Origin of the sequence: Neomicrococcus aestuarii, assembly GCF_014201135.1 — a bacterium.
Classification (GTDB): domain Bacteria; phylum Actinomycetota; class Actinomycetes; order Actinomycetales; family Micrococcaceae; genus Neomicrococcus; species Neomicrococcus aestuarii.
The window spans coordinates 2,446,884-2,462,078 of record NZ_JACHDR010000001.1 but is presented as its reverse complement, the minus strand read 5'-3'; the positions used below and the strand labels follow the sequence as shown (position 1 = coordinate 2,462,078).

Here is a 15,195-nt window from a genome sequence, read left to right as displayed (position 1 = left end):
TTTCATCTCATGCGGAGTTGGTGAAATAAATCTATGGATCGACCACGCTCAAAGCTCCTCATTCCCAGCATCGCGCTTGCCTGCATTCTGATTGTGGGCGGCTTCATCATGTCGGCCTTCGCTCAGCCGCGCACCGCGGATCTGGGTCCCGGGCTGCAAGTGAACGCGAATACCTCGGCCGAGCAGTCTCAGGATTCCTCAAACCGACCCATCGATCCGCAAAGTGCGGCACCGACGGAAGCTGCGTCGTCGTCCTCCACTGCGTCTTCTAGAGCTTCAACTAGCTCTTCCAAGGCCGGCGCCACGTCCTCCAGCGCAGCAAAGGCAACCAAAGCAACGCAGACAACAAAGGCACCGGTAGCGGCTAGCCCGTCCACCACGAAGGCGAAGGCGGCCGCGCCGAGCACCACCGTCCCCAAGGTAGCCGCCCCCACCGCCGCGGCGTCGACGCCGAAGAAGGCTGCAACTACCTCGAAGGCCACCGTAAGTCCGGTCAAGCCGGTGGCGCCGAAGTCCGCACCAACCAGCGCCTCGGACGATGATGACGACGACGACAGCGACGACAGTGATGACGACGGCGAGGATAGCTCTGACGACGATGATTAATGGCCGCTAAGGAAACCTCCGCGAGCCCAGAAGCCGCGGCACCCACAGCACGCATAGCCCCCGCCTTCTCCAAGGGAACGGTTGGGGGCCGCGTCCTCGTGGCCATCATTCTCTTGACGCTGACCACGCTGGTGGCCGCCGGCGCTTCCATGTATCTGATTCAGCGCGGGCAGACCATTGCTCGACTCGATGATTCGCTCACCCGCAGCGTGGACGAATTCCGCGCACTGGCTCAAGAAGGTGTGAACCCGGAGACCGGACAGCGCTTCACAAAGGCCGAGGACCTGGCCTACGTAGCGATGCAGCGCACCATGCCCTCAACGAACGAGGGACTCGTGGCGCTGAGCGAGAATCGTGTCCGCTGGGTGGCGCCCGATCACGTGGAGCTACGCCTTGAAGCAGATCAAGAACTCCTGGATTTCATCAACGCATCCGCGGACTCGGGCCGAGTTTCCCTAGCCACGGTGACCACCGCCCAGCGCGAGTATCGCGTGGTGTCCATCCCGGTGAAGTTGGACGGTGACTCCTCCGAGGTGCGGTTCGCGCTCGCCTATGACATGGGCGCCGAGCTGTTCACGCTCACGCGGGGGTACGTGGTGTTTGGCGGTGTGGCGCTCGGGATTTTGGCGCTTGCCTCGCTCGCATCCTGGATCTTGGTTCGGAGGCTCCTGGCGCCGCTGACGAAACTTGAACAGACATCCGCACGCATTACCGAAAACCAGTTGGACGAGCGCGTTCCCGTGGAGGGTACGGACGATCTGCGCGCTCTTGCGGGTTCCTTCAACGAGATGGTGGATCACCTACAGTCCTCGCTGCAAGCGCAGCGGCAGTTACTCGACGACGTAGGCCACGAGCTACGCACGCCCATCACCATTGTTCAGGGCCACTTGGAACTTCAGGACAACGACGATCCCGATGACGTCCGGAACACCCAAGAGCTCTCGCTCGATGAGCTCGCGCGCATGAACCTACTGGTGGATGACATCGTGACCATCGCTCAGGCCAACCGCAAGGGTTTTGTGCACACCGAGACCGTCGACATTTCTTCGCTCTTGGATGACATCCTCTCCAAGGCGCACGGTCTGGGACAGCGGCAGTGGGAGATTCGCGAGCGAGTGAGCGGCGAAGTCACGCTGGATCCGCAGCGCATCACCCAAGCCATGCTGCAGCTGTGTTCCAACGCGGTGAAGTTCTCGCCTCGGGACTCGCGCATTGCGCTCGGCGCCGCGATTTCCAACGGCCTGCTGCGGTTGTGGGTGCGCGATGAAGGAATCGGCATCTCCGAAGAGGACCAATCACGCATCTTCACACGCTTCGCCCGCGGCACCAACGGCTCCCGCCACGAAGGTTCGGGCTTGGGACTGTCCATTGTTCAGGCCATCGCTACCGCCCACGGCGGCCACGTCAGCGTGTTCTCGCACGAGGGCGAAGGCTCCATCTTTTCGATCTACCTGCCATTGCACACGGCACCATCCACACTGACGGAATCCACGGGGGAACATTCCTAAGTCATGAGCAAGATACTGATTATTGAAGACGAAGAACGCATCGCCCAGTTCGTTGCCAAGGGTCTCACGAAGCAGGGCTTCCACCCCACGGTGGCACTGACGGGCCGCGAGGGCCTGCACCTTGCCCAGACCGGAGACTTCGAACTGGTCCTGCTGGACTTGGGCTTACCGGACATGGACGGCTTTGGCGTCCTCCAGGAGATCCGTTCAGCCCACAACGATGTTCCGGTGATTGTGCTGACCGCCCGCACCAGCATCGAGGATACGGTCTACGGGCTTGAAGAGGGCGCCGACGACTATGTGGCCAAACCGTTCCGCTTCGAGGAGCTGGTGGCCCGTATTCGGCTCCGTCTGCCCAGCGACACCAACGGCGCGGACCTCAACGATCTCACCGGCGGCAACATCACTTTGGAGCTTCGCACGCGACAAGCGCGCGTCGGCGATGACATTGTGGAGCTCTCAGCTCGCGAGTTCGCGCTCGCGGAAGCGTTCTTGCGGAATCCCCGCGTGGTGTTGAGCCGTGAGCAGTTGCTTTCACGCGTGTGGGGCCAGGATTCTGACCCAGCATCCAACGTGGTGGATGTGTACGTGCGCTATTTGCGGAAGAAGCTGGGTGCCGAACATTTCGAGACCGTGCGTGGTCTCGGGTATCGCTTTGTAGCGTGAGAGGCTCTTGGCAACCGCGCGTTAGGCGCGACGGCGGCGAAGGACCTTGTCAATGTCGATGCGGCCGGTTTCCAGGGACTCTGCGTATCCCTGAATTAGGGCATCGGTTCCGGCGCGATGAACTACGCGAGCCAAATCTTCTGACTGACGGATGCTGGGCGCTCCGGGGGTCGCTTTCTTTTCTTCCGGCTTTGGAAGTGGTTCCGCGACGTCGCGCTTGATCACTGGCGCTTCGGTGTAGAGCGGCTTAGGAACGTTTACTGGTTCCCATTCTTCGCGCGCGAGCTTCGAGGTCAGCGTGCTGTCCTGAGTGCTTTTCTGGGAGGACGACGACGCCTCCGCGGCTTCCTCTTCAGCGGCCAGTTGCGCGCCGGTTACGGCGTGTGCCGTGCCCCGCGAGGAGGAGTTCGTTGCGGTACCTTCGGCCGGTTCGACGGCCTGTGCGTCAAAAGGGCGGCTTGGTCCTTTGTAATCCGAGGCAATGGCGAGCCGTGGGCGGTCATCTTCGTCAATGGAATTATCGAAGTGCGGATTCATGGCGTCAGCAAACGCTTGCTGCACGCGTTCCATGGCGCGGCGCTGGCGTGCTCGCAAGGCAAGAGCCCGCAATCCGACGAAAGATGCAAAGACGATCAGGAGCATGGAGAAGCTGAGGCCACCCGTTCCTTTGCCTGCGAGCGCAAGGATGCCGGCGACCAACATCGTGACGAAGGCAAGGAGACCAACTGCGGCGACAGCGAGTCGCCCATAGTTGATCTTGAGTGGTGCCTGGTCTGCCATGGAAGAACTCCGAAAATCGCGGTCAAAGGAAGCTTGTTTCGAGATTATCGGGTGGGTGGGTATTCACATGGAGCTTGGTCGGTGTGTCCCGAGTCTGTCGATCATTCGAGTTTGCACTTCTTCGCGCGTGAGTGCAAAAGAGCGGTGGTCCGTCCAGGCTCCGTTGATGTGTAGGTAGGACTTTCGAAGGCCCTCGTCCCGTAGCCCAAGCTTTTCCACGATGCGAAGGCTCGGCTGGTTCTCGGGTCGAATATTGATCTCAATCCGATGCAAGTCACGGTCAAAGAAGCAATAGTCCATCGCCAGCGCTACCGCGGTAGGCATGATTCCCAGGCCCGCCCACTGATGACCAATCCAGTACCCGATCTGACCGCTCCGAGCCGCGCCCAGCATGATGCCGGAAACGGACAACTGGCCCACCATGCGCCCTTCGTACGTCACAACGAACGGAAGGAGCCTGCCTGCTTTAGCTTCGGCGTCGTAATTCTTAACCATCTGCCGGAAAGTCACGAAGGTGGCCTCCTCGACCGGGCGCGTGGCCTCCCACGGGCCGAGCCATTCTTCGTTCGTGCGGCGCAGCCAGAGCCATTCCTCCTTGTCACGAAGGCGTAAGGGTCGCAACCCCACGCTTTCGTGCTCCATTGTTTGGGGCCACTTCGCACTCATCACAGTCGGTAGCCTACTCGTCTAGGATGTGGCAATGGATACCAGCGCCTCCTTCTCGAGTGATCAGCACAAGCACGAACTTCGTCTCGCGGCCCGTGCCGCACGAAAGAACCTGACCGCCCCGGTTCGCGAGTCGCAAATGCAGGCAACCAGCGCTCACATTGCCGAGTGGCTCCGCGCGAACGCGGAATTCAAGGCATTCACCGCAGTACTCCCCTACGGTTCTGAGCCGCCGTTGCTGCCGTTTCTCCAAGAAATGCACGCGGAGGGATTCAGGATCCTGGTTCCGGTGACAGAGCCCGATCGCCGCATGAGTTTTGTGGAGTGGACGCCCGGAGTCGCGATGGAGCGTTCGCCCGTGGCGCCGATCGACGAGCCTGTGGGTGAACGGCTGGACTTCACTGAGATGGGCCGGGTGGACGTCATGCTCGTTCCTGCCCAGCTCATTGACACGAGCGGTGGACGCATGGGCCAAGGTGGCGGCTACTACGATCGTTTCCTCGAAAAAGTACGAACGCTTCCTACTTCCCCGAAGCTTTACGCGGTGGTGTTTGATCATGAGCTTGTGGCGCCAGGAATGTTCCCTGTGGAGGCCTTTGATCAGCGCGTGGACGGCGTTTTCACGTCGGCAGGGTTGACACGTTTCGACCGGTAGAATAGTAAAGGCTATTTTCTGGGAGGACTCATGCCTACTTATTCTTACGCGTGTAAAGACTGCGACCGCGAAATGGATATTGTTCAGTCATTCGACGAGGACACGTTGACCGTGTGCCCCGAATGCGGTGGACGATTGCGCAAGAAGTTCAATAGCGTCGGAGTGGTCTTCAAGGGTTCCGGCTTCTACCGCAATGACTCTCGCGGTAGCTCCACGAGCTCTTCTGCCCCGGCCGCGCCGGCAACTCCGTCCAGCGGAGATTCTGCGTCTTCGGCTTCGACAACAACCTCGACGCCTTCAGCACCGTCTTCGCCTGCGTCTCCTTCGACGCCTAGCGCAACCTCATAAGTTCTTTCGGGGCGTGACCCCCGTGAGATTCACCCACAGACTGGCTCTTGCTGGTCTGTGGGTTTTTCTTTTCCACATCCGAAGGCTTTTCCGCTGTAGTTTTTGATGCGCGGTGATGTGCTGGAGCGGTGAATAGGAATACGCCACACCGCTCAACACTCCCCCGCTCCGGCTTGGCAGCCCGCAAGTCGGAGCGAAGCACCCTCGCGCCGCCAAGAGTTTCCGCTTCATCCCGGCCTGCACGGCGGCGGCAACGGCGTACCTTGACGGAGTGGAAAGCTCGATACCGGCGCCCGCTAGCCGCACTGTTGGCCGGCGCTGCTGTCGCGTTAGCCCTATTGCACTTTGGACCGCGGATTGAACCCACCCGGTCCGTGCTGACGGCGGTGCGGGATCTTCCCGCTGGTCACCACCTCGCCGCTGGTGACTTGGTGACGGTTCAGTTGGCGTCTGATGCTATTCCTCCGAGCTCTACTCGGGAGCTGACGGAGGTTGTGGGACAGCAGCTCGCGGTTCCCCTTGAACGCGGAGCTCCGGTGCCGGCCGCTTCGTTGGTGGGACCGGGTCTGCTCACCGGTGCACCGACTGGAACGTCTGCCGTTCCGGTGCGCGCCGCCGATGCGGAAGGAACAGCAATCCTGCGCCCGGGCATGAGAGTGAACGTCATCCTGACCACCGGCAATGGGTACGAGGCACCCACGCAGTCACGGGTGATTGCACGCAACGTCACGGTTCTGTGGAATGGCGACAGCTCAGAAGGTTCTAGCTCATGGCTCTCCAGTGGCAACAGTCAGCCAGGGACCATCATTGTGGCGGCCCCGGAAGCCGATGCTGCACAGCTCGCCGGGGCAACAAGCGAAGGAAAAGTGTCCCTCGTGATTAGCCCCAATGCGGAGGACGCTGCTCCTTGAGCCACTGGTCATGGTTCGAGTCTTCGCGATCGCCCCACGCTCGAGGATCATCTTCCTTAGCAACGCGCGGAAGTACCGCACTCGCCGGAGGAATGTCCTTGATAGTGGTCGGCTTCGGTGGGACTACCGTGACGTTCATTGGCTCCGAATCCGATTGCTGCGCAGCGTCTTCCTGCGCGGTGCCGGAATCCGGTACAACAGCGTCCGACGCTTCGACGTTGCCAGCTGCAGCTGCTTGTTGGTCTGGTGCCACGCTGTCCTCCTGAGAAGTCGACGGAGTTGGTTCCGATGCCGTGAACAGGCCCAGGTACTCGCCCAGTCGTTGCGATACGGTCTCTGGATCGCTGAAGACGTCAATGGTCCACAACGGAATGTAGCGCCAGCCCATTGTTTCGAGGCGCTGCGGTCGAAGGCGGCTGCGTTCGCGCACGCTCAACGAGCGGTAGCTCTGGGTACCGTCGGACACCACGGCTAGCGGGTGCTGACCCTTGGCCACTTCGGCGTCGCGCGACGCCACGGCCATATCCAGCACACCTCGGTAGGACTGCTGAACGCGAGCGCCCAACATTTCCAAACGCTCCTTGAGATCCCGCACCAACGGGTCCTCAATTGCTTGGCCCTCGCCCTTGAAACCGGATTCACCGTCAAGCAAACGTCCCATGAGCGTCAAGAAGAAGCGCGGAGCGGAGCTCAAACGATCCCAGTCCACGTCCCCCTTACGCAGGGAGGAGACCAGCTGAAGTGACACTCGTGGGCGTGTCAGGGCGCTGACCAGGTATTCGTCGCCCTGCGGCTCGCTGAGCAAACCAAATTGGTGGGAGACCTTGCCATGGGTATTGCGTGCGAAACCAAGAGCGAAGATCACGGCGTCACGTTCTACAGAATGTGCACGCTGAACGCTCGTGACGACGAATGGCTCCTGCTGGGACTTGAAGAATTCGCTGGCCCAACGGTAGTTCGGCAGCTGGATGCGAATTGCTTCGGCGATCTTGCGGGCATGCGCCTCGTTACCGGCCACCACGGCAAGCGTGTGCTGCGGACGGCGGCGAATGTGCGCGAACACCAAGTCCACTACGCGGTTCACTTCGGCGATCGTGGACTCAACTGGCTGGGTGGGGATGCTCGGCACGCCGGTGCCGTCCTGGACATACTCCGCGGACAGGCTTGGGAACGCACCAGAGAAGGCGCGAGAACCAGGCAGACGTTCCAACTCAGAGTTGTAGTACCACTCGCTCAGCAAGGCGGTGAGGCGCTCGTCAACGCCGCGGTATACCTTCTCCAGCGAGCACGTAGGCAACACGGTGCTCAGCTGTTGCAAGGCGCTGCGCGGTTCGTCTGGTTCGCGGCTCGTTGCCGTGGGGTCCACAGATACTTCGAAGCCGCGAGGTGCGCCTAGCATCTTGTCGCCGAACGCGATGACCTGGGATGACTTAGAGATCACGCCGATTGCCGAGCGCAAGGACAGCGAGTATGCGTCCAGAAGGATAACGGCGTCAAAGACCATGGTGGATGGAATGTGCGAAGCCAAGTGCAGTGGCGAACCCACCAACACAGGAACCATCGAATTCACCAAGGCAGTGGGTAGCGCGGCGAACTGATCGAGGGTGGGGTCCCCGATCTTGATCATGGTGCGCAGATCGCGCGAAGCCGCGCGGTGGTCTGCGAGGGCGTCTCGCCAGTTCTTGGCAAGGCTCCAGCGCAAGCGATCCGCACCGGAGTGCACATGAGCGGCATCTGCCAAGCGGTACTCGGCTTCGATCTTGCGCAGCATGTTGCCGTCTGACATGGCCAAGAAATCGTCGCCGCTGATCATGGCTACCAGGGCGGAGCGCCACCATGCCAGGTTGAGCTCGTCCTTGACCAGATCAGCGCGAACTTCGCGAGTGCGCAAGTCATCGACGAACTCGGAGAGTCCGCGCTCCTTGAGCTGGTCTTCAAGGATGTTGCGCTCTGGCAAGATGCGCAAGGTGTCCGTATCAGCGGCCAAGTCCTTGAGTCGTTTACTCAGGTCCTCGATGCTTTGCTGTTCAACGTTCATGGACTGCTGATCCGGCAGCAGTTCGGCAAGCTTCTGGAGTCGCTCTGCCACAGACTCAAACTCGCGCTTGAGTTCGCCCAGCCCCAACGGCACGGACGGGTGGCGCTGGCTGGTGGCGTACTTCTGCCACCGCTCGCGCTGTACTTGAACGTCGATGAGTGCTTCGTGCAGGTCCGTGAGGTGAACACCCGGACGCACGAATTCCTTGGCGACGCGGCGCAAGCGCGAGCGCGTCATGGAGCTCATCTCCACCTTGTTAGCACGGCGCCAGGCGGACGTGCTGGTTGCCGCGATGAGGTCTTCCACCGAGTGGTCAAAGATATCCGGCTCAAACTTGTCCAGTGAGCCACGCACGGTGATGAGCATGTCGAGCTGTTCGCGCCACTGCTCAAACGTGTTGCCGGGGCGAATCTGGGATTGCTCGGCCGTCCTGGCAAGACGGTCCTTGAGCGGATCGAAGTCCTTCTTGAGGCTCTCGACGAGTTCCAGCGCGGCCTCTGCCGACTGGCGGTTACGCACCTTAGCGCCGTACCACGGCTTATCTGCGGCAGTGCGAGAGAAGGAGCCCAGCTCAGCGGCTCGTTCTAGCTTCGCGGCAACATCGGTCCGCTCCAGCAACGTGTCCAGAACTGAACGCTTGAGTTGCACTTCCGTTGCCGGGGCTGGATTCAATGCCGTGAGGGCCGCAAGTTCTTGCATGGCCTGGTACGGCGAGCACTGCCAGCGCTCACGAACCGTGTGGAGGGAGGCCACATGATCCACTAAGGCGTGGCGGTGCGCCACGAGAGTCTCGTGGAGCTTTTCGAGCTTTGGCTCGGTGGCTCGCTCGTTACGCAGAATGGCTTGAGTGAGTTTGGTGCGAAGTTCTTCGACCCCAAACTGAGGCGTGAGGTGGGCGGCAATCGAATCGAGCTTGAGGGATTCGAGGCGCTCTACAAAGCCACGCGCGGTGTTCTTGCGCTCGGCCACCACCAGCACGCGCTTACCGTCACGCACCAATTGCGCCACGGCGTTGACAGCGGTCTGTGTCTGACCGGCGCCGGCAGCCGCATTGACCACAATGGATTCACCGGCGGCAACATAATCCAGGACGTGCTGCTGGCTTGCGTCAGCATCGAGCACCAGGAATTCATCCGCGGGGTGCCGCTCATCGGAAGAGGGGTGCTCCACCTGCGGTTCCGGGAATTCAAAGGACGACGACGCAGCTGCGGTCTCGCTGGCTACTTCCGTAACTTCGGGGTCGTTTGAGGCGGGAGTGTTCGCATCTGCAGGATCCGTAGATTCAGGTGCGGCGACGGAGGCTCCCAGCAGCGGTGCCGAATCCCCCTCGAGTTCTTGCGCATGGGCTGCGATGAGGCGGCCGATCACAGGGTGCGTGGGGTCCACGTGGTCTGGATCTGCGGGGTCAACCAAATCCGCAAAGGTGGAGATCAGAATCTGGTCCTGGGCATAGAAGCCAGGTAGCTCGGTGGTTTCGCGGCGAACCACAGCCAGCGCTGCGTGGGGGTCGAAACGGGCCGTGGTGTAAGCGGACGCGTTGAGCTGCTGAGCGGACAAGTGGACGTCGAGCTCGCGAGCCAAGTGTCGCAACAGTGCCGGGTTGGCGCTTGCGCGTTCGGTGATCTGAACGTCGTAGTCGTCATCTTCTTCGCGACGAACCAACGTGATTTTGCCCAGCATGACTGGTGCACCGAACTGCTCGCTGCGACCGTTGACGATGGCCCGCCACGACGTCACGCCAGCGGCAACATAGCCAACGTCGATTCCGCGGTCTTCGCTGAGCTCGCTGATCTTCGCTACGAGGTGCGCTGCTACAGTGGCCGCTTCGAGATACGTTTCGCGGTCACGTAGCAACATGGACAGTCGCGTCTTGCGACCCATCAAGAACTGCGAGAGGCCCGAGGGATGGGCGTGCGTCAGGTCAATGCTGTTGGACTTTGAGCCAGCGAAACGGATGAGCGTATCGGTTCCCGCCCCCGTGCCCAAAGATTTCATCCACGACGAAAACACGTCCTGGTGTGAATCTGTTGTAGTCACGGATCAGCGTCCTCTCTCAGTCAACTCAAATCGGCGATGCGCGCAATTCGCCTTAAATGCCGCGGCGACTCGGCCGCAGAAGTTTTCACTTCCACGTTAGCCGAGTCGCCGCGGTTCAGACCTGAGTGAAACACCACTACCGGGTACTCTCAACTACTGCCTGAAGGTTTGCGGGGAGGTCAACGACCTACTCCCATTCGATGGTTCCTGGTGGCTTGCTGGTGACGTCGAGAACCACACGGTTCACTCCGTCGACTTCGTTCGTGATGCGGTTGGAGATGCGAGCCAACAGATCGTACGGAAGTCGTGACCAGTCGGCCGTCATGGCGTCTTCACTGGAGACGGGGCGCAAGACAATCGGGTGACCGTAGGTACGGCCATCGCCTTGAACACCCACGGAGCGAACGTCTGCCAAAAGCACAACAGGCATCTGCCAGACTTCTTGATCCAAGCCTGCTGCGGTCAGCTCGGCGCGAGCAATCGCGTCCGCTGCACGCAGGGTTTCGAGTCGCTCTTCGGTAACTTCACCGATGATGCGGATACCGAGGCCTGGTCCTGGGAACGGTTGACGCTGCACAATTTCGCTTGGCAAGCCCAGCTCTGCGCCAACGGCGCGAACTTCGTCCTTGAACAAGGTGCGCAGGGGTTCAACGAGCGCGAACTCGAGATCCTCGGGAAGACCGCCCACGTTGTGGTGGCTCTTGATATTGGCGGCGCCTTCGCCTCCACCGGACTCAACCACGTCCGGGTAAAGGGTGCCCTGTACCAAGAAACCGACCTTCCCACCGCTGGCTGCGGCGTCGTTCAAGACAGCAGCCTCTGCAGCCTCAAACGCGCGAATGAACTCGCGGCCAATGATCTTGCGTTTTTCTTCGGGATCCGTGACGCCAGCCAGCGCGCTCAAGAAGCGCTCTTGCTCGTTCGCAACGTAAAGCTTTGCACCGGTGGAAGCCACGAAGTCGCGCTCCACCTGCTCAGCCTCGTCCTGACGGAGCAGGCCGTGGTTCACGAACACACAGGTGAGGCGATCGCCGATGGCGCGCTGCACGATTGCGGCAGCAACGGCAGAGTCAACGCCGCCGGACAAACCACAAATGGCTCGACCGTTCTCGCCGATCTGTTCGCGGATCTTGGCGACTTGCTCTTCAACAATGTTGCCGGCGGTCCACACGGGCTCAAGGCCTGCCTCGTTTTTAAGGAAGTTCTCGATCACACGCTGTCCGTAGTCCGAGTGCTTCACCTCTGGGTGCCACTGCACGCCGTAGAGCTTGCGCTCAGCGTCAGCGAATGCAGCAACTGGGGCGCCTGCCGTGGTGGCAAGAACCTCGAAGCCTTCGGGAGCCTCAGACACGGAGTCGCCGTGGCTCATCCAGACGTTCTGCACCTCTGGCAAACCAGCCAGTACCGAACGGCTTCCACCCTCAGAGGTGGCATCCGTAGCGCCGTATTCGCGCAGACCAGTCTTTGCAACAGTTCCACCCAAAGCCTTCGCCATAGCCTGGAAGCCATAGCAAATACCGAGGACAGGAACTCCTGCTTCAAAGAGGTCAGCGCCCACGCTAGGAGCTCCCTCGGCGTACACCGAAGACGGTCCGCCGGAGAGGATGATCGCGGCTGGATTCTTAGCCAGAATCTGGGCCGTGGAGTGGGTATGAGGAACAATCTCAGAGTAGATGTTCGCTTCGCGGACACGGCGAGCGATCAGCTGCGCGTACTGTGCACCGTAATCAACAACGATGACAGGGCGCGCGTCCGGGGTCGCTGCCGAGTTTTCCGAGCTATTCAGGGCCGGATCCTGTTCAGATGCCTGCGATGTCACCGCTACAGCCTATCTTTTCTATGCCACCTTGTGGTGCCGAGTGATGGAGAAAACGTGGGATGGTGCCCGCTGCTAGTAACGCAGCAGAGCTTCCGGGTTGGCAGCGAGCTCGCGCTCAACTTCCTTGTGAACCTTGGTTTCCATGATGAAGGACAACAGTGGAACCACGCCACCGAGCGCAATCGTAATGAAACGGCTAAACGGCCAACGCATGAGGGACCACAAACGGAAGTCTGCAATGAGGTAAAGAACATACATCCAGCCGTGGACAATGAGTACGGCCGTGGACAGGTTGAAACCTCCGGTGTAGTCGCCGTCGTGCAGGAATCCCAGAACGGAAGTGGAACCATCCGCCAAAGTGGCGCCGGCGACAATTTCCGTACCGAAACCGTACTTGGCCACCATCTCAACCACCACGAGCAGCAGCATCACACCGGTCGCGTAAGCGAGCACCTTGTAGAAACTGGCTGCTGAGGAGATCTGAGCCTTCGTTCCGGCGAACCGGCGCTTGCGAGGCGGGACGTTCTGGGTCACTGCATTATTCCTTTGCCGAGGGGCTGTGTGGGGTTGGTTCACGATCCGCGTGTTGATCATCGCCGTGCAACTGGTTATCCGGCTGGGCTAGACGCTCTTGCTGGGCCTGCCATTCTGCTAGATCGGCCTCGTCCTCTTGCTGACGGCGGTAGTCGTCGGCGACGAGGCGCCACCACATGAAAATAGCGAAGCCGGCGAAGACTACCCATTCGAAGCCGTAGAAGATGTTGAGCCAGTTGATGGGCGTCTCTTGAGGCTGCGGATCAACGATGGCGGGAGTGAGTCCCGCGACAGTCGAATTGTTCTGGGTCACGAATCCGGAGTAGGTCACGCGGTCCCACTGGTTCGTGAGCTGAGCCGGTGAGAGCGAACCCATGTTGTTCACGTCGGGGTGCTCGTCAACGGGAGCTTCCGGCGGGAGCAGTCGGCCTTCAACCGTGATCTGACCAGCGGGTTCCGGATCTGCGGTCTTGTCGAGCCAATCATTGGTGGCGGTCCACCCACGAACTACGGGCATTACGGCGTTCTCTGGAGCGCCATCGACGGCAATCGCGGAGACCACCCAATAACCTTTGACGCCCTCATTGAGGCGATCCTTCACCAAGAACGTGGAATCAGGGACAATCTCGCCGGTGAACTCCACGATCTGATCGGCGACTGTGCCGAACATCTCTTGATTCGGAACGAAATGTTGCGTCAATGGGACGGCGTTTTCCGTGGTGGTGGGAGCTGGCGGTGCGGATTCGCTTGATCGTTCAAACTGCCATTGGCTCAACAGCACAAAGCCTGTGGCCACTGCCAGCGCAAGCACCAAGGAGAGTATCCAGTTGAGTTTGAGGGCAGTTCGGAGCACCCAACTATCCTACTTTGAAGCGTGCGAAGTCGCGAAACGGGGCGTGCTGGACCAATCCCGCTCATGCTTGCTCAATCGCACCGCGTCCGCACCCTCGTCGGTGAGCTGTTCTTGCGACTCGCGCTCTGCTTCCACGCGGGCGGTATACGAGTCGATTTCTTGCTGCGTGAACTCGTCCGACCACCCCAACAGCGGCTGCATGAGGCGCGCAACCTGTGGAGCGGCGCCCAGTCCGCGATCCCACGATTCGATGCTGATGCGGGTGCGCCTGGTGAGCACATCCGTGAGGTGACGTGCACCTTCGTGGGTCACTGCATAGACGGCCTCCGCGGCAAGATAATCTTCGGATCCGTCCAAGTCCTCTGCGAGCGCTGGGTCCTGAGCAATCAAGTCCAGCAGCCCATGGATCATGGATCCGTAGCGGTGCAAGAGGTGCTCAATTTTGGTGTCTGAAATCCCGGATCTGTCAGCTAGCCGTTCACGCTGATTCCACAGAGCCTGGTGGCCTTCGGCTCCCACGAGAGAAATATCATTCGTCACCGAGTCCGGCACGGTGAACGGCAGCATGTTCGCCACTGCGTCGATCGCATCCTTCGCCATGACCCGGTACGTGGTGTATTTTCCGCCGGCAATGACAGCCAAGCCGGGCTCTGGATGCGTCACGACGTGTTCGCGAGAAAGCTTGGCGGTGGATTCCTGATTGCCTTCAACGAGCGGGCGAAGTCCCGCATAGACGCCCTCTACGTCATCGCGCGTGAGCGGGGTGATGAGGACCTTGTTGATTTCGTTGAGCAAGTAGTCGATGTCCCGGCTGGTTGCCGCGGGGTGTGCTTTGTCGAGCGACCACGGGGTATCCGTGGTGCCGATGATCCAGTGGCGTCCCCAGGGAATCACGAACAACACAGAGATGGCCGTCTTCAAGATCAGGCCAGTGGTGGCGTGGAAGCGATCCCTCGGAACCACCAAGTGGACGCCTTTGGACGCTCGCACTTTGAGTTCGGGAACGCCGTCCGGAATTTTTCCGCTGGCGTCGGCTTGAACGTCGTGGGTCCACACGCCGGCTGCGCTGAGGACTGTCTTGGCGCGGATCACGAATTCTTCGCCGGTTTCTTCAACGCGAACTCGTGCGCCAACTACTCGCCCGTTCTCGCGGACTAGTTCAGTGACGCTCGTGCGGTTCACTGCCGTGGCGCCGAATTTCACGGCGGTCCGCACGAGTGACATGACGAAACGCGCGTCATCCACTTGGGCGTCGTAATAGCGGATGGCACCTACAAAAGCGTCCGGCTTGAGCGATGGCGCGCCGCGGAGCATGGCTCGACGTGACAAGTGCTTGTGGACGGGCAGTCCCACGTTGCGCGATCCCACGAAGGACAGCGCATCGTAGAGCCCAATTCCGGCACCCACATAGGGGCGCTCGAAGTACTTCGTGGTCAGCGGGTACAGGAACGGTACGGGACGGACAAGGTGCGGCGCGAGGCGTTCCATGAGCAAACCGCGCTCTTGAAGCGCCTCACGCACCAACCCGAAATCCAGCATCTCGAGGTATCGCAGACCGCCATGGATCAGCTTGGAGGAGCGGCTCGAGGTACCGGCGGCCCAGTCACGAGCCTCCACAATCCCCACGGTGAGGCCGCGCGTGGCGGCGTCCAGTGCCGCACCGGCACCTACAACACCGCCACCAATGACCAAGACGTCCAGTTCCGTGCTGCGCAGCGTTTCGAGCGCGCGAGAGTGAACTGATGGGCTGAGTTCCCCTGAATCGCCCATAGGT

The 15,195-nt window shown here is 60.6% G+C and carries 13 protein-coding genes; 6 read left to right on the top strand and 7 right to left on the bottom strand.

Annotated features, from left to right (window positions below; genetic code table 11):
* The first annotated feature begins 33 nt into the window (after positions 1–33).
* Genes HD598_RS11350 through HD598_RS11340 form a run of 3 tightly spaced genes read left to right on the top strand, consistent with a single transcriptional unit; the run spans position 34 to position 2,780 of the window.
* A complete protein-coding gene (locus HD598_RS11350) occupies positions 34–606 on the top strand; it encodes a hypothetical protein (RefSeq protein ID WP_183665963.1) in 573 nt (190 codons plus the stop codon).
* Positions 606–2,114 (top strand): sensor histidine kinase, encoded by a 1,509-nt coding sequence (locus HD598_RS11345; protein WP_183665961.1) that lies wholly within the window; start codon positions 606–608, stop codon positions 2,112–2,114. Before HD598_RS11350 ends, HD598_RS11345 begins: the two co-directional genes overlap by 1 nt.
* Positions 2,115–2,117: 3 nt before the next feature.
* Complete coding sequence (locus HD598_RS11340) at positions 2,118–2,780, top strand: response regulator transcription factor (RefSeq protein ID WP_071895021.1); 663 nt, start codon at positions 2,118–2,120, stop codon at positions 2,778–2,780.
* Positions 2,781–2,801: 21 nt separating this feature from the next.
* Here HD598_RS11340 and HD598_RS11335 read toward each other — a convergent pair whose 3' ends face one another.
* Entirely contained in the window at positions 2,802–3,560 is a 759-nt protein-coding gene (locus tag HD598_RS11335; RefSeq protein WP_183665959.1) for a hypothetical protein, read from the bottom strand.
* Between the two features lie 63 nt (positions 3,561–3,623).
* Positions 3,624–4,187, bottom strand: a complete 564-nt coding sequence (locus HD598_RS11330; protein WP_311539026.1) for a GNAT family N-acetyltransferase — start codon at positions 4,185–4,187, stop codon at positions 3,624–3,626.
* Positions 4,188–4,260: 73 nt separating this feature from the next.
* On the opposite strand from HD598_RS11330, the gene HD598_RS11325 reads away from it, so the two are divergent.
* The 3 genes from HD598_RS11325 to cpaB all read left to right on the top strand — a co-directional run bounded on the left by HD598_RS11325 (position 4,261) and on the right by cpaB (position 6,140).
* Positions 4,261–4,881, top strand: a complete 621-nt coding sequence (locus HD598_RS11325) for a 5-formyltetrahydrofolate cyclo-ligase (RefSeq protein ID WP_183665955.1) — start codon at positions 4,261–4,263, stop codon at positions 4,879–4,881.
* A gap of 30 nt (positions 4,882–4,911) precedes the next feature.
* Positions 4,912–5,229: an FmdB family zinc ribbon protein gene (locus HD598_RS11320; RefSeq protein ID WP_183665953.1), complete on the top strand. Its 318-nt coding sequence runs from the start codon at positions 4,912–4,914 to the stop codon at positions 5,227–5,229.
* 263 nt (positions 5,230–5,492) lie between these two features.
* Positions 5,493–6,140 (top strand): Flp pilus assembly protein CpaB, encoded by a 648-nt coding sequence (gene cpaB / locus HD598_RS11315; protein ID WP_183665951.1) that lies wholly within the window; start codon positions 5,493–5,495, stop codon positions 6,138–6,140.
* On the opposite strand, the gene HD598_RS11310 is transcribed toward cpaB, so the two are convergent.
* The 5 genes from HD598_RS11310 to HD598_RS11290 form a co-directional block, all read right to left on the bottom strand.
* A complete protein-coding gene (locus HD598_RS11310) occupies positions 6,109–10,215 on the bottom strand; it encodes a DNA helicase (protein WP_183665949.1) in 4,107 nt (1,368 codons plus the stop codon). The genes cpaB and HD598_RS11310 overlap by 32 nt on opposite strands.
* Positions 10,216–10,402: 187 nt before the next feature.
* Positions 10,403–12,001 (bottom strand): glutamine-hydrolyzing GMP synthase, encoded by a 1,599-nt coding sequence (gene guaA / locus HD598_RS11305; protein ID WP_183666844.1) that lies wholly within the window; start codon positions 11,999–12,001, stop codon positions 10,403–10,405.
* Positions 12,002–12,106: 105 nt separating this feature from the next.
* Positions 12,107–12,568, bottom strand: a complete 462-nt coding sequence (locus tag HD598_RS11300; protein WP_311539025.1) for a DUF3817 domain-containing protein — start codon at positions 12,566–12,568, stop codon at positions 12,107–12,109.
* Between the two features lie 4 nt (positions 12,569–12,572).
* Positions 12,573–13,421, bottom strand: a complete 849-nt coding sequence (locus tag HD598_RS11295) for an SURF1 family protein (RefSeq protein ID WP_183665945.1) — start codon at positions 13,419–13,421, stop codon at positions 12,573–12,575.
* Between the two features lie 9 nt (positions 13,422–13,430).
* On the bottom strand, positions 13,431–15,191 hold the full coding sequence (locus tag HD598_RS11290; protein WP_183665943.1) for a glycerol-3-phosphate dehydrogenase/oxidase: 1,761 nt from the start codon (positions 15,189–15,191) through the stop codon (positions 13,431–13,433).
* Positions 15,192–15,195: the final 4 nt, after the last annotated feature.

Bases quoted from the DNA above. Each gene is read 5' to 3' on its own strand.
- HD598_RS11345 (WP_183665961.1), top strand. From the start codon at position 606: ATGGCCGCTAAGGAAACCTCCGCGAGCCCAGAAGCCGCGGCACCCACA.
- HD598_RS11340 (WP_071895021.1), top strand. From the start codon at position 2,118: ATGAGCAAGATACTGATTATTGAAGACGAAGAACGCATCGCCCAGTTC.
- HD598_RS11325 (WP_183665955.1), top strand. From the start codon at position 4,261: ATGGATACCAGCGCCTCCTTCTCGAGTGATCAGCACAAGCACGAACTT.
- HD598_RS11335 (WP_183665959.1), bottom strand. From the start codon at position 3,560: ATGGCAGACCAGGCACCACTCAAGATCAACTATGGGCGACTCGCTGTC.
- HD598_RS11350 (WP_183665963.1), top strand. From the start codon at position 34: ATGGATCGACCACGCTCAAAGCTCCTCATTCCCAGCATCGCGCTTGCC.
- HD598_RS11290 (WP_183665943.1), bottom strand. From the start codon at position 15,191: ATGGGCGATTCAGGGGAACTCAGCCCATCAGTTCACTCTCGCGCGCTC.
- HD598_RS11320 (WP_183665953.1), top strand. From the start codon at position 4,912: ATGCCTACTTATTCTTACGCGTGTAAAGACTGCGACCGCGAAATGGAT.